Origin of the sequence: Saprospira grandis, assembly GCF_027594745.1 — a bacterium.
GTDB classification, from domain to species: Bacteria; Bacteroidota; Bacteroidia; order Chitinophagales; family Saprospiraceae; genus Saprospira; species Saprospira grandis.
In genome coordinates this window covers 2522921-2536162 of sequence record NZ_CP110854.1, presented here as the reverse complement: position 1 = coordinate 2536162, position 13242 = coordinate 2522921, and the positions used below count along the sequence as shown (strand labels likewise).

The 13242-nt window shown below is 47.8% G+C and carries 11 protein-coding genes; 5 read left to right on the top strand and 6 right to left on the bottom strand.

Annotated elements, in window-relative coordinates; all coding sequences use genetic code 11:
* The first annotated feature begins 132 nt into the window (after positions 1-132).
* Positions 133-1779: a M1 family metallopeptidase gene (locus OP864_RS10115; protein WP_270098085.1), complete on the top strand. Its 1647-nt coding sequence runs from the start codon at positions 133-135 to the stop codon at positions 1777-1779.
* A 246-nt stretch (positions 1780-2025) separates the two neighbouring features.
* Here the strand turns inward: OP864_RS10115 and pnp are convergent, their stop codons facing one another.
* Positions 2026-4269 carry a polyribonucleotide nucleotidyltransferase gene (pnp, locus tag OP864_RS10110; protein ID WP_270098084.1) on the bottom strand — a complete coding sequence of 748 codons (2244 nt, stop codon included), beginning with the start codon at positions 4267-4269 and terminating at the stop codon, positions 2026-2028.
* Between the two features lie 320 nt (positions 4270-4589).
* A complete protein-coding gene (gene rpsO, locus OP864_RS10105; RefSeq protein ID WP_002658042.1) occupies positions 4590-4883 on the bottom strand; it encodes a 30S ribosomal protein S15 in 294 nt (97 codons plus the stop codon).
* Between the two features lie 210 nt (positions 4884-5093).
* Between rpsO and OP864_RS10100 the strand changes: the two genes are divergently transcribed.
* Both OP864_RS10100 and OP864_RS10095 read left to right on the top strand, forming a co-directional pair.
* Positions 5094-6596 (top strand): hypothetical protein, encoded by a 1503-nt coding sequence (locus OP864_RS10100; RefSeq protein WP_270098083.1) that lies wholly within the window; start codon positions 5094-5096, stop codon positions 6594-6596.
* A gap of 130 nt (positions 6597-6726) precedes the next feature.
* Positions 6727-7623 (top strand): OmpA family protein, encoded by an 897-nt coding sequence (locus tag OP864_RS10095; protein ID WP_270098082.1) that lies wholly within the window; start codon positions 6727-6729, stop codon positions 7621-7623.
* Positions 7624-7808: 185 nt separating this feature from the next.
* Here the strand turns inward: OP864_RS10095 and OP864_RS10090 are convergent, their stop codons facing one another.
* Positions 7809-8600 (bottom strand): SMI1/KNR4 family protein, encoded by a 792-nt coding sequence (locus OP864_RS10090; protein WP_270098081.1) that lies wholly within the window; start codon positions 8598-8600, stop codon positions 7809-7811.
* Positions 8601-8694: 94 nt separating this feature from the next.
* Here OP864_RS10090 and upp point away from each other — a divergent pair, with 94 nt between their 5' ends.
* Both upp and pyk read left to right on the top strand, forming a co-directional pair.
* Entirely contained in the window at positions 8695-9354 is a 660-nt protein-coding gene (upp, locus tag OP864_RS10085; RefSeq protein WP_270098079.1) for a uracil phosphoribosyltransferase, read from the top strand.
* 192 nt (positions 9355-9546) lie between these two features.
* Complete coding sequence (gene pyk / locus OP864_RS10080) at positions 9547-10980, top strand: pyruvate kinase (protein WP_270098078.1); 1434 nt, start codon at positions 9547-9549, stop codon at positions 10978-10980.
* A gap of 84 nt (positions 10981-11064) precedes the next feature.
* On the opposite strand, the gene OP864_RS10075 is transcribed toward pyk, so the two are convergent.
* The 3 genes from OP864_RS10075 to trhO all read right to left on the bottom strand — a co-directional run bounded on the left by OP864_RS10075 (position 11065) and on the right by trhO (position 13045).
* Positions 11065-11514, bottom strand: coding sequence for an FKBP-type peptidyl-prolyl cis-trans isomerase (locus OP864_RS10075; protein WP_270098077.1), 450 nt, complete (start codon positions 11512-11514; stop codon positions 11065-11067).
* Between the two features lie 30 nt (positions 11515-11544).
* Entirely contained in the window at positions 11545-12045 is a 501-nt protein-coding gene (locus OP864_RS10070) for a hypothetical protein (RefSeq protein WP_015692864.1), read from the bottom strand.
* Between the two features lie 88 nt (positions 12046-12133).
* Positions 12134-13045, bottom strand: a complete 912-nt coding sequence (gene trhO / locus OP864_RS10065) for an oxygen-dependent tRNA uridine(34) hydroxylase TrhO (RefSeq protein ID WP_270098076.1) — start codon at positions 13043-13045, stop codon at positions 12134-12136.
* Positions 13046-13242 lie beyond the last annotated feature (197 nt).

Sequence of the window (13242 nt, the reverse complement as noted above, 5' to 3'; positions counted from 1 at the left end):
AACTTAGACATAGCGCCCCCTATATACAACTGACATCCAGTATTATAGGCAAAAAAACAGTCAAATTCTAACAGCCATAAACAGCCTTCTTCTTTACAACAATTTTGCAAATGCAGCTAATTCTCCCGATCCATGAAAAACGTTCTCTCAATATTATTTTTATTTGTGACTATCTTTTTTGCAAAAGGACAGTTTTCTGCAGCAGATAGTCTGCGCGGTGGGCTCAGTCCGCTACGTTCTTGTTATGATGTAGAATTTTATGATCTCTATTTGCAGATAGATTTTAATCAAAAGTCGATTCGGGGCCTCAATAGCATTCGTTATAAGGTTTTGCAAGGCTTCAATATGATTCAGCTAGACCTTTTTGAGAACATGAAGATTGATAGCATTCTGCATGGGAGTCAAAAACTTGATTTTCACCGGAAGGGCAATGCCTTTTTTGTTGATTTTGGCAGCATGCAACCCGCAGGCATCACCGATGTCATCACGGTCTATTATCATGGTCACCCTATTGAGGCCCAAAATCCACCTTGGGATGGGGGGTTTATTTGGCGAAAAGACGAGACGGGCAATCCTTGGCTGGCCGTTTCTTGCGAGGGCATCGGAGCTAGCCTTTGGTGGCCCAATAAGGACCATTTATCCGATGAGCCCGATAGTATGCGAATTCGGACGATTGTGCCTCCCAACCTGATGTCGGTCTCTAATGGCCAACTCCGCTCGGTTTTCAAAAATCAATATGTGGCCAATTATACTTGGGTGGTCACTTACCCTATCAATAATTATAATGTGACACTCAATGTGGGCAATTATACCCATTTCGAGGACCGCTATACCTCCCCTACCGACAGCAGCCAGCTCGCCATGGATTATTATGTCTTGCCCGAACATCTGGAGCAGGCCAAAACCCAATTTAAGCAGGCCCATGAGGTCCTGACTACTTTTGAGAAGTACCTCGGCAAATATCCCTTCTGGAATGATGGCTATGCTTTGGTCGAAACCCCCTATTTGGGCATGGAACATCAGTCGGCTATTGCCTATGGCAACCAGTTTAAAGCGGGCTATCTTGGCCGCCACCCCGAGGGCATGCCCGAGGATTTTATTATCCTTCATGAAACAGGGCACGAATGGTGGGGCAATAGCGTCAGCTGCCGAGATCATGGCGAGATGTGGCTGCACGAAAGCTTTTGTACTTATATGGAAGCCGTTTTTATGGAGGAAAAATATGGTCCCCAAGCCGCCGAACGCTACCTAAAATTCCAATACAATTATATTGAGAACAAACAACCTCTGCTCGGCCCTCTAAATGTCAATTTCCTCGGCAATGATTCCGATATTTATTATAAGGGCGCCCAAATGCTCCACAGCCTCCGCCAATGTTTCCAAAATGATAGCCTTTGGTGGGCCAGCCTCAAGGGGTTTTACCAGAAATACAAAATCAATTCGGTCAATACCCAAGATTATATTCAGTTTGTGCAGGAGTTTACGGGCCAAGATTATGGCTATTTTTTTAAACAGTATTTGGAGGAAACCCAAATCCCTCAACTCGAATATGAGGTCTATAAAAAAGGCCGAAAACGCTTTATCCGCTACCGCTGGACCAACTGCCGCCCAGATTTTAAAATGCCTGTTTTCTTAATCGATCAACAAAAGGAACGCCTAGCCCTTTATCCAAAAACAGAGGAATGGCAGAGCCAAGCCATCAGCAAAAAGATGGCTAAAAATATCCAGTTTGTCTATGCCCTTTTCTTGGTCCAAGAACTTAGTGATCAAGATAACTAAGGTATTTTGGGGCCTCCGCCTCCCTTCGGTCGTCGGCGCTACGTTTCGCAGCTCGCTATTCGCTCGGCCCTGCGGCCTGACGGCCTTGGTCTGCGGCTGCGCCGCACTGCTGCACATCGCTAGGCCAAATGCAAGTCTTGCGCTTCGGCCATTTTGGACCAACTTCTTTGCGCTTATGCGCTGCCCCATAAAAAAGCGCCCTGTTTCCATAGAAACAGGGCGCTCACTTTATCGGCTAACTAATCACTATCGGCGATTATTTCGGCCACCGCGGTCTCCACCGCGACCGCCACGATCACCTCCACGGCCTCCGCCACGACGATCATCATTGCGATCACGCTTTTCGCGAGGAGGACGCTCTACATAGCCTTCGGGCTTTTCGAGCAATACCTTGCGAGACAAGCGGAATTTTCCAGTACGAGGATCAATTTCAAGTAGTTTTACTTGGATCTCCTCTCCTTCTGTCAATACTTCTTCTACATTTTCAATGCGCTCCCAAGCCAATTCAGAAACGTGAAGGAGTCCCTCACGACCAGGCAAAAACTCGATAAAGGCACCATAAGGCATCAATTTAACGATTTTTGCATCATAGATTTCTCCTACTTCGGGCTCGGTCGTAATTCCGTTAATGAAGGCAGCAGCTTTCTCTACATTGGGCTTATCGCCAGAAATGTGTACATAGCCTTTACCGTCTTCTTCGTTCACGGTCACTACAGTGTTGGTCTCTTTCTGTAGGCCTTGGATGACCTTACCACCAGAACCAATCACGGCACCAATATAATCGGCATCGATGATGATCAACTCCATACGAGGCGTTTGAGGCTTGAGGTCTTCACGAGCTTCAGACATAGTCTCATTCATTACGCCCAAGATGTGTAGTCGTCCCTCACGAGCTTGTAGCAAGGCCGTGCGAAGCAACTCATAATCCAGGCCGTCAATTTTGATATCCATCTGTACAGCACAGATACCATCTTCAGTACCCGTTACTTTAAAGTCCATATCCCCTAAGTGGTCCTCATCGCCAAGGATGTCGGTAAGAACAACAGAGCGGCCTTTACCGTCGGTAATCAAGCCCATAGCAATACCAGAAACAGGTTTGCGGATAGGTACACCAGCATCCATAAGGCCCAAAGAACCTGCGCAAACGGTCGCCATAGAAGAAGAACCGTTAGACTCTAGAATGTCTGATACAATACGTACAGTATAAGGATAATCTTTGGGCATTACACGGGCCAAAGAGCGGCGAGCCAAGTGACCGTGGCCTACTTCGCGGCGGCTAGTTCCTCTTGGACGTCCCACCTCATTTACAGAGAAAGGAGGAAAGTTGTAGTGCAACAAGAAGTTGTCATTATGCAAAGAAAGTGCAGTATCAATCAAGGCCTCATCCATTTTAGACCCCAAAGTTACGGTGGTCAATGATTGAGTTTCTCCACGAGTGAAAAGGGCAGAACCGTGAGGAGCGGGTAGATAATCTACTTCACACCAGATGTTACGCACCTCTGTGGGAGTACGGCCATCCAAGCGTTGTTGCTTGCTCAAGACCACCTCACGAGCGCATTCTTTCTTAAGGGCATCAAAGTAGCCACTGAAGAGATGAGACATTTCGCCCCAAGCCTCTTCGCCAAACTGTTCTGTTAGGGCGGCTTTGGTCTCGTCTTTTAGTGCTTTGAACGCATTTTTGCGGGCCTTCTTATCAGAAGGATTGCCAGCAATATCCATGAGTTTTTCACGGCAAGCGCTATCTACAGCAGCTTTAAGCTCTTCATTTTCTTCTTTTTCCGCTACTGGGCGGTTTTCGGTTACGCCTTTTAGCTGGCGAAGCTCGAGCTGCATTTTACATTGCTCTTTGATGGCTTCATGGGCCACTTTGATCGCCTCGATGAGGTCCTCTTCTTGGCATTCATCGGCTTCCCCTTCTACCATAACAATATTATCCATGCTACCCGCAATGATAAACTCCATATCGGCAGTTTCTAGCTCTGAGCGAGAAGGGTTCACGATAAACTCGCCATTGATGCGAGCAATGCGCACCTCTGAGATAGGTCCAGCAAAGGGAATATCAGAAACCATAAGGGCAGCAGAAGCAGCAAAGGCCGCAAAAGCGTCGGGTAGGGTTTCTCCATCGGCAGAGATGAGGAAGATAAAGATTTGCGTCTCGTTGAGGAAGTGGTCGGGGAAGAGCGGGCGAATAGCGCGGTCTACCAAACGAGAAGTAAGAATTTCATATTCTGAAGGGCGGGCCTCTCTACGGAAGAAGTTGCCAGGAATACGACCAGCAGAAGCGAATTTTTCGCGATAATCTACTGAAAGAGGAAAAAAGCTCTGATCAGGTCGGGCTTCTTCAGCAGCTACGGCTGTAGCCAAAAGCATAGTGTCACCATAGCGCAGTACAACTGAACCATCGGTAAGGGCGGCAAGTTTGCCAGTTTCTAGTGTGAACTCCTTGCCTGCAATAACTGCAGAGGTGCTCAAAGGGATTTGTTTACCCATTTCTAATAATTGTTTAAGATAACGTCTGACAGCAGACCTCCTTAGCCTGCTGCTAAAAATGCAATTTGTTGTATTGCGGACAAGAAGTGTGGCTAAAAACAGAAAGGCTTGCGGGTTTTCTGTTTTATTTATTTGCGTCTAGAAGGCGCGAAACGCCTGGCCTAGCGATGTGAAGCAGTGCGGCGAAGCCGCAGACCAAGGCCGTTAGGCCGAAGGGCCGAGCGAATAGCGAGCTGCGAAACGTAGCGCCTGCCGAAGGCAGGAGGCCCCTAAAAAACAAAAGGGCCTCTACTAAAAATAGCAGAAGCCCCAATGGTTTCTTATTGATTGCGGCCCAAAGTATCGCGGATACCTAGTTTAGCGATCAACTCACGATATTTGAGAATATCTTTCTTTGCCAAATACTTGAGCAAAGACTTACGGTGACCAACCATTTTGAGCAAAGAACGACGAGTTGCGTGATCTTTGTGGTTAGCTTTTAGGTGCTCAGACAAGTTTTTGATGCGGAAAGATAGCAATGCTACCTGGCCTTCTACAGAACCTGTGTTGCTGGCGCTGCCTGCGTAAGTTTCAAAAATTTCGTTTTTGGTCTCTTTAGAGAGGTAAGTTGCCATTGTTTAAAATTTTAAATGGTTTACTAATCAAGATTGCTGAGAATCATATCTTAGCTGGGGCAAAAATACGATAAATAGGGGGATAAGGAATTTTTTTTTAGGCCTTTTTCAATTTTTCAGGCATTTTCGACTATCTTCCTTTGTCTTTGGGCCAATATTGGCCGCTAAAGACCCTATCCCTGCACCAAAAAACGAAAATTAAAGCCAGTCATGGGCAAAAAAAAGTATCAAAACTCCGTAGATAAGACCTTGCTCGAGTGCGAAGCGATGATTGACCACGCTTTGGCCGAAGGTAAGAAGCTCCCCCCTGGTCTCTTGGCCAGCCTCAAAAAATTTAAGCTCTATCAAGATTATCTAGAAAATGGGCCTGTTTCGGATGGCAGCAGAAATGCCAATGGCAGCCACCCTTTTCTGGAGTATAGCCGCCGCCAAACTTTGGGCGGCATGGCCCATCGCTCGGCCCAAGCCGAGGAGCTGCATGTTCCCTCTCAGGAAGATATGATTAACCAGTTGAGCATGGTGCATGAGGATTTAACCGCTGCGGTTTATCCCGCTCAGCCGAGCTCTATTGTGTTATTGGAAGAACAAAAGAAGAGTGCTTTTCGCTTTTTAGGGCCTATTCCCCTCATTCAACGAATGACCTTTGTGGCCATTATTGCCTTACTGACTTTCTTGGGGCTCTTTATGTTTGAGGAGGTAGATGCTCGCTCTGTCAATGGGAATATCCTGGATTATGAGACCCCCATGAAGTTTCTGCTCAACCAGCTATTTATTTTGGCTATTGCAGCAGCTGGCGCCTCTTTTTATGCCCTCTTTGAGGCCTATAAGTATATTTCTAATGCCTCTTTTGATGCCAAATACGAATCTATGTATTGGATTCGCTTTATTCTCGGTATCGTTTCTGGAGTCATTTTGGCCCAGTTTATCTTTATTGATCCTACCGTTTATGGTGGCGATGCCTCTGAGGTGGCCAATCCCGCCCAAAGCCTAGGCGGCTTTATTACCTATAAGCCTATTTTGGCCTTTTTGGGTGGTTTTTCGGCTAGAGTGGTGCACAAAATCCTTACTTCTTTGATTGAAAGTTTGGAGACCTTTATTAGCGGCTCTGCCCGCGATATGGTCCGCGCCCGCGAAGAAGCCGCCAAGTTGCAAATGGAAGAGCGCCTAGCCAATGTCAAAAGAGAAAATTCGATCAATCAGGCTAGCCAACGCTTTGAGGCGGCCCTCAAGCTGCTAGAACTACAACGCAAACTAGAAAAAACTGGAGATGCCCAACAGGTCAATAGCCAACTGCAAGCCATGATTAACGATGAGCTGGCCAATGTGCAATCAGCTACTGGCGCCAATATTCCCAATAGCTTTGTGGCTCCTACAGAAAATGAATTTGCAAACACGCCCACAACCAATGAAGAGTATAGCTTCAATCCAGAAGATATGCCCGCCGATTTAGATGTAATGCCTGGCGATATTCCCGTTCCTGTGGAGATGGAGGAAAGTAGAGATGAGTTTCCGCCCATGCCCGAAGAATTGCCCGAGATTCCCGAATATCCCGAAGAACTGCCCGAGATTCCCGAATATCCCGAGAACTTTGGCGAGGAACTTCCTCCCCTAGATCTAGATCAAGATGAGGAATTTAAGGACCTAGATGATCCCGAGGGCCTCAATGAGATCGATCAGGATATTCCCCTCGATCCGCCTCCTTTTAAAGACTAATTTTATAGTACCTATACCCAAAGGCTGTTAGACAATTGAACTAACAGCCTTTTTCTTTTCTTGCACTATGAGCCGCAAAAATATACTCATTCTCATTCTGGCGATTCTGTTTTTTGCTATCTGGCTGTCTATGGCCCAGAAGTATTACTATTGTGTCATCTTAGAGCAATGTGGGCCCCCTCCACCCCCTGTCGATAGTAGCCAATTGGCCCATATTCCCAACGATCTTACGGTCTCGGCAGAAGGCTTTCCGCTCTGGGAAAATTATCCAGAATTTGAGTTTGATTATGGCAGTACCGCCCCACTCTACCTACCCAAACAACTGGCCCTGCTCGAAGAGATGGCCCTGCTGCTCAAAAGCCAGCCCCAAGCCAAACTGAAGATTATTGGCCGCTATAAGAAGGAGGAAACCCTGCCCGAACAAGCCAAACGCTACGGCAATTTGGGCCGAGCCCGCGCCCTGAGCATCGCCGATAAATTGATGGCCGAATACCAGTTGCCCAGCCAACAAATCTATATTCTAGGCGATACCATGCCCCTAGATAAAAAGGCTTTTTATATCGATTTAGAGATTATTGGCTATCTGCCTAGCGGCCCCGAACAAGAAAAAAAGGAGGCCGAACGCTTCCGCCAAGCTTATCTGCAAGATATTAAGCGCCTGACTTATGATGGCCGCATGGCTTTTTTCCGATCGCCCGATCAACGCTTTAAGTTAGCGCCCCCCGTTTTTGGCGACTATCTCGATAGCTTGCAAAATTATTTGGCCCAAAATCCCAATGCCCAGCTCATTATCATCGGCCATACGGATTCTAAGCTGCAGGGCCAAGCCGCCCAGGAGGAGGCCCTTAGCTTTGCCCTACAAACCAAGGCCTATCTGGAACATAAGGGGATCAACTGCCCTATCCAGACCCAAAGCCGCTCCAATCAAGAGCTCTTGCAAATAGATACCTTAGCCGATGGCAGCCGTGCTTTGTATAAGGCGGCCCAAAACCGCCGTGTAGAAATTTTAGTGGAAGAGGTTCCTTAGGAGGATGTTTTGGGGCCTCCGCCTCGCTGCGCTCGTCGGCGCTACGCTACAGGGCTCGCTATTCGCTCGGCCCTTCGCCGCTTTCAGCGGCTCGGTCTGGCCTTCGGCCCCCCTTTCGCATCGCTAGGCCAGCGATTGCGCTGATGAATAATAGAATAATAGCGCCTAGATCCAGTTTGGACCATTTACTTTCTAAACTCCATTCCTTTGCGCTCATACATCTGTTGCCAGAGCTTAATCCCATAGCGGTCGGTCTCTAGCCAATACTGAAACCAATTGAGCAAGGAGGGGCTATGCCACCAGCAGGCCGCCTCCCAATCTTCATCTGGCCCTAATAATTCAGGATCAAAGGCCCAGACAGGGGCCTCGGGCTTTCGGCTATCAAAGAGGGAGTAGACCCCAGTGCCCCAATGCAAAAAAGGAATAAGATGGGGGTAATGTCGCCAAAAGCCCCCTTGTTGGGGGTCCGTTTCTAGTTGTTGGCGAGCAGCCAACAAAGCGGGGCGGCCCAAATTGGGCAATAAGGCCAAGAGCCCACTATCTGGCCCCCAGCCCCCAGCCAAGCCATTATATAAATAGAGCTGTTGGAGCAAAGGGGGCAAGGCAAAGGGCAAGGCCTCTTCTGCCGCTTGAATATCCTGCCAATGCTGCTGCAACTCCCAAACCCCAAAATTGGGCCGTTGCGGAAGCAATTGGGCCAATTTGCGCCAATCGCTCCAGAGCTCGGTTTGGGGGCGCCAGCCCCCTGCTTGCCAAGCCAAGCGAAACTGCGGATAGAGCTGTCGCCAGCCCGATTTGAGGGCCAACTCCAAGGCGGCAGATAGGGCTTTGGGATCGAGTTTATCGCTGCCTTTGGCCTGTTCTACCCGCAACTGCTGTTCGGGCAGGAGAATGGGCCAGATGCGCCACTCGAAGCGCTGCGGCCGAAAAGCTTCTTGAAGTTCGTAAGCGTAGTTTTCGCCAAAGGCCCAAAGCATAATATAAAGGGATTAAAGTGGTCAAAGTCTTGGGTTGAAGATACAAAATTCCTATTTTGCCAATGCTTCTTCCATCTAAAAAAAGCCTTAATTTATGCCTGCTCCTATTCATAACTTGTCCTTAGAGAACTCTATTGCCAATCAATATGTAGCCGAATTGCGCTCTATTGATATTCAGCAAGATCCCATGCGCTTTCGCCAAAACCTACAACGTTTGGGCGAGGTGATGGCCTATGAGATTAGCAAGACCATGGCCTATCAGGCGAAAACCGTAGAAACGCCCTTGGGCGAAGCCGAAGTGGCCCTGCCTATTGAGCAGCCCGTTTTGGCCACCATTCTGCGGGCGGGTTTGCCCATGCACCAAGGCTTGTTACATATCTTTGATCGGGCAGATAATGCCTTTGTTTCGGCCTATCGTCGTCATCATAAGGATGGCAGTTTTGAGATTAACCTAGAGTACGTTTCTTGTCCAGAACTAGAAGACCGCACCCTTATTATTGCCGACCCCATGTTGGCCACCGGCGCCTCTATGGCCATGACCATAGAAGCCCTTTCGGTTTATGGGCAAGCTAGAGATATTCATGTGGTGGTGGCTATTGCTGCAGCGGATGGCATTGAGCATATCCAGCGGATGCACCCCAGAGTTCATATTTGGACCGGCGCCATTGATGATGAACTAACGGCCAAATCCTATATTGTTCCTGGTTTGGGCGATGCGGGAGACCTAGCCTACGGCTCTAAGATTCAAGATTAGGAGAAAGATTTTTTGCGTCTAGAAGCTGGCGAAGCCAGCTGGCCTAGCGATGTGCAGGGGTGGCTGTAGGCCAGACCGAGGCGGCAAAGCCGCCGAAGGGCCGAGCGAATAGCGAGCCCCGAAACGTAGCGCCGACGAGCGCAGCGAGGCGGAGGCCCCAAAAACAACAGCAGAACAACAAAAAACCATTTTATGGAAATTTCTAAGTTTCAGAAAACCAAGATTTTGGCCACTATTGGCCCTGCATCCAATGATTATCAGAGCCTATTGGCTTTGGTGAAAGCGGGTGTGGATGCCATTCGGCTAAATTTTTCGCATGGGCAGCATGAGGACCATAAAAAGGTCTTTGACTATGTGCAATATATTAACAAAAAATACGGAACCAACATTAGCATTTTGGCCGATTTGCAGGGGCCAAAACTGCGTGTGGGCCAGATGGAAAACGGTAAAATTCCCTTGACCAAGGGGCAGATTTTGACCTTTACGGCCGAGGAGTGCCTAGGCACTGCCGAAAAGGTGTATATGAGCTATACCGACTTTGCCAAGGATGTGAAAGTGGGCGAAAAAGTGCTGGTGGATGATGGAAAAGTGGAGCTGTTGGTGAAGAGCAGCAATGGCAAGGATGAGGTCCAATTGGAGGTTTTATATGGCGACTTTCTCTCTTCTCGCAAGGGGGTAAATTTGCCCGATACCAATATCTCGCAGCCCTCTTTGACCGAAAAAGACCTGCGTGATTTGGACTTTATTCTAGGCCTGCCCTTTAACTGGATTGCCCTTTCCTTTGTGCGTAAGGCCAAAGATATTGAGGACCTGCGCAAGCGGCTCAAAAAGGCCAATCATCCTGGGCGGATCATTGCCAAAATTGAAAAGCCCGAGGCGATTACCAATATTGACGAAATCATTGCGGCCTCGGATGGGGTCATGGTGGCTCGGGGCGATCTAGGCGTAGAAGTGCCCATGGAGCGCCTGCCCATGCTGCAAAAAATGATCATTCGCAAATGTATTGAGCAGGCTTGTCCCGTTATTGTGGCCACCCAGATGATGGACAGCATGATCAAGAGCCCCACTCCTACTCGGGCCGAAATCATTGATGTGGCCAATGCCGTTTTGGATGGGGCCGACACCGTGATGTTGAGTAATGAAACCGCCATGGGCCTGCATCCCGTCAAAGTAGTAGAGTCCATGAACAGCATTATTGCGGAGGCCGAACAAATGCCCACCGTTTATAACAGAGAACTCACCCCTTCTGATGATTCGGAGTCTTTTTTATCTGATGCAATTTGCTATAATGCTTGTAGAATTGCCAAGCAGGTCAAGGCCAAAATGATTATCGGGATGACCAAATCGGGTTATACGGGCTTTATGGTCTCTAGCTATCGGCCAGAAGCCGATGTAGTGGTTTTCTCTTCGGATGAGCATTTGATTAAGACCCTGAATTTGGTTTGGGGCACCCGCTGCTACTATTATGATAAGTTTACTAGCACCGATGATACCATTCGAGATGTGGTCAATATTCTCAAAGAAAAAGGCCTGCTCGAGGCGGGAGATGTGATTATCAATACGGGCTCTATGCCGCTGCATGAGCGGAAAAAGACCAATATGTTGAAAGTGACTTTGGTGCAGTAATTTCCCCGCCCAAGCGCTAACCAACACCAACGGCCAGCACGCAATTTGCGTGCTGGCCGTTTTCTCTTCCTGCTCTAAGCTTTCTTACAACACCTCAATCACTTCCACATCAAAAATGAGGACGCTATTGGCGGGAATGCTACTTGTGCCCGTAGCCCCATAGCCCAAAGCCGAGGGAATCAGCAATTTGCCGCTGCCCCCTTCCTTAAATTTGGGAATCCCCAACTGCCAGCCCTTAATTACATTGGCTAGGGGAAAAGTAGCGGGAGTACCCCGATCAATAGAAGAGTCAAATTTGTCTCCATTGAGCAAAAAGCCCTCATAATGCACCTTAACATCATCGGCAATGCTGGCGGTATCTCCAGTCCCCTCTACCTCAATGACATAAAAGAGGCCATCCTCCCCTTCTTGGGCATTCAGATTATTATCTTCAATGTAGTTGAGGATCTTCTCCCGGTCTTTTTCCGACTGCTTTTCACAGGAGGTCAAAAAAGGGAGGGCCAAAAGGCAGAGGATAAAAAATTTGTAGTTCATAAGTCATTCTATTTTTTAAAAAGATGCAAATTACTGCCAAGTGGTGGGCAAAACATAGCGGATGGTCAGGGCGCCACGCAATAAAGAGCTGCGGGGGCTCCCCAAAACGGGTTTCCAATCCAAGCCAATATTAACGGGCGTAAAATTAAAGGTATACTCGGCCCCCAAGGCAATGGCCAAACCCGCCCCAAAGCGTCGTTTTTCGCCCACGGGGGTATAGACCCCCATATGCAGGCCCGCGGCCCCATAAGCCGAGAAGTTGGTGTTAAAACCAATATCTCGATGGTAGTACCACATCCCTTCTACCACATAACCATTGGTAAAAGAGCGGCGACGCTCATCGATATGCACGCCCACTAAAACCTCCCAAGCCATTTGAGGGGAGGGATAATAAGAGAAGAATTCTTTATAAGAAAGCTGAAAAGAGGTCCCTCCACGCAAACCAATAGCCTGATCGTAATGCTGGGCCGACAAGCTAGAGAAGCCCATGAATAAACAAAAACAGATAGATAAAAATCGAGCAACTGACATAAGTAGAGTTTGATGGTGTTTCCCAAAAAAAGCAATAGTCGCAAAACGACAAAACGCTTGCGACTATTTTATACGGACTGCTTTTCTGCTAATCCTCACAAAGTTGCTTTCTATAAAAGCCCTTTTCATTATAGGGGCGGGCAAAATCCGATTCTTTACATTGGACCGAACAGGCTCCCGCCATTTCTTGGCTACAACTCTCGCACTGTACAAAGTGGTCATTGCAATGTGAGTTGCAGCAATTGACCATTCTCGTGGTCTTTTTGCCACAGTTGTAGCAGCGGCTAATGACCGAAGGATTTACCGTATTAACAGGCACATGCACTCGGCCATCAAAAACATAGCAATCGCCCTCAAAGTCTTCTCCGCCAACCTCTTTGCCATAGTTAATGATGCCCCCATGTAGCTGGTAAACATCCTGAAAGCCCTGTTGGATCAAATAAGCCGAGGCTTTTTCGCATTTGATGCCGCCCGTGCAATAGGTCAATACTTTTTTATCTTTCAGATGGTCCATTTCCTTGATTTTCTCTGGAAACTCCCGAAAGTTGTCAATGTCCATCGTAATAGCTCCCTTAAAGCGGCCCAGCTTATGCTCATAATTAGATCGCATATCAATCACCACCACATCTTCTTGGTCCTTTAAGGCCTTAAACTCTGCAGGCTGCAAGTGCTTGCCGGTCTCTTTTGTCGGGTCTACGCTATCATAAAGGCCAGAGTTTACAATTTCTGGCTTGTAGCGAACGTGCATCTTAACAAAAGAGAGCTCCTCCACCTCGTCAATTTTCCAATGAATGCCCTTTAGGCGAGGATCAGATTCTACATAATCCATATAAGCCTGGCATTGCTCGGGCGTTCCCGAGATCGTTCCATTCAATCCCTCATTGGCAATAATAATGCGGCCCAAAATGCCCAAATCCTTACAAAATTCCAGATGTTTAGGCGCCATTTCTTCCGCATCTTCTAGATGGGCGTACTTGTAGTACAACAAAGTTTGATACATGATAGTCAGTGTTATATTATGCAAAAATATAAGGCTGCAAAGATAAAGGATTTTTTTGTCTTTTTTTATTGCTGCTGTTTTTCTTCTGCTGTTTTTGGGGCTGCCCCTCCCTTTGGTCGGGTCGGGCTGTGTCAGGGCTCGCAGGTCTGCTCGGCCCTGCAGTTTTTTTCGCTTCGCTTCAAAAAACTTGGGTCTGG

Coding starts and splice junctions, on each gene's coding strand:
- OP864_RS10115 (WP_270098085.1), top strand. CDS start 133: ATGAAAAACGTTCTCTCAATATTATTTTTATTTGTGACTATCTTTTTT.
- pnp (WP_270098084.1), bottom strand. CDS start 4,269: ATGGGTAAACAAATCCCTTTGAGCACCTCTGCAGTTATTGCAGGCAAG.
- rpsO (WP_002658042.1), bottom strand. CDS start 4,883: ATGGCAACTTACCTCTCTAAAGAGACCAAAAACGAAATTTTTGAAACT.
- OP864_RS10100 (WP_270098083.1), top strand. CDS start 5,094: ATGGGCAAAAAAAAGTATCAAAACTCCGTAGATAAGACCTTGCTCGAG.
- OP864_RS10095 (WP_270098082.1), top strand. CDS start 6,727: ATGGCCCAGAAGTATTACTATTGTGTCATCTTAGAGCAATGTGGGCCC.
- OP864_RS10090 (WP_270098081.1), bottom strand. CDS start 8,600: ATGCTTTGGGCCTTTGGCGAAAACTACGCTTACGAACTTCAAGAAGCT.
- upp (WP_270098079.1), top strand. CDS start 8,695: ATGCCTGCTCCTATTCATAACTTGTCCTTAGAGAACTCTATTGCCAAT.
- pyk (WP_270098078.1), top strand. CDS start 9,547: ATGGAAATTTCTAAGTTTCAGAAAACCAAGATTTTGGCCACTATTGGC.
- OP864_RS10075 (WP_270098077.1), bottom strand. CDS start 11,514: ATGAACTACAAATTTTTTATCCTCTGCCTTTTGGCCCTCCCTTTTTTG.
- OP864_RS10070 (WP_015692864.1), bottom strand. CDS start 12,045: ATGTCAGTTGCTCGATTTTTATCTATCTGTTTTTGTTTATTCATGGGC.
- trhO (WP_270098076.1), bottom strand. CDS start 13,045: ATGTATCAAACTTTGTTGTACTACAAGTACGCCCATCTAGAAGATGCG.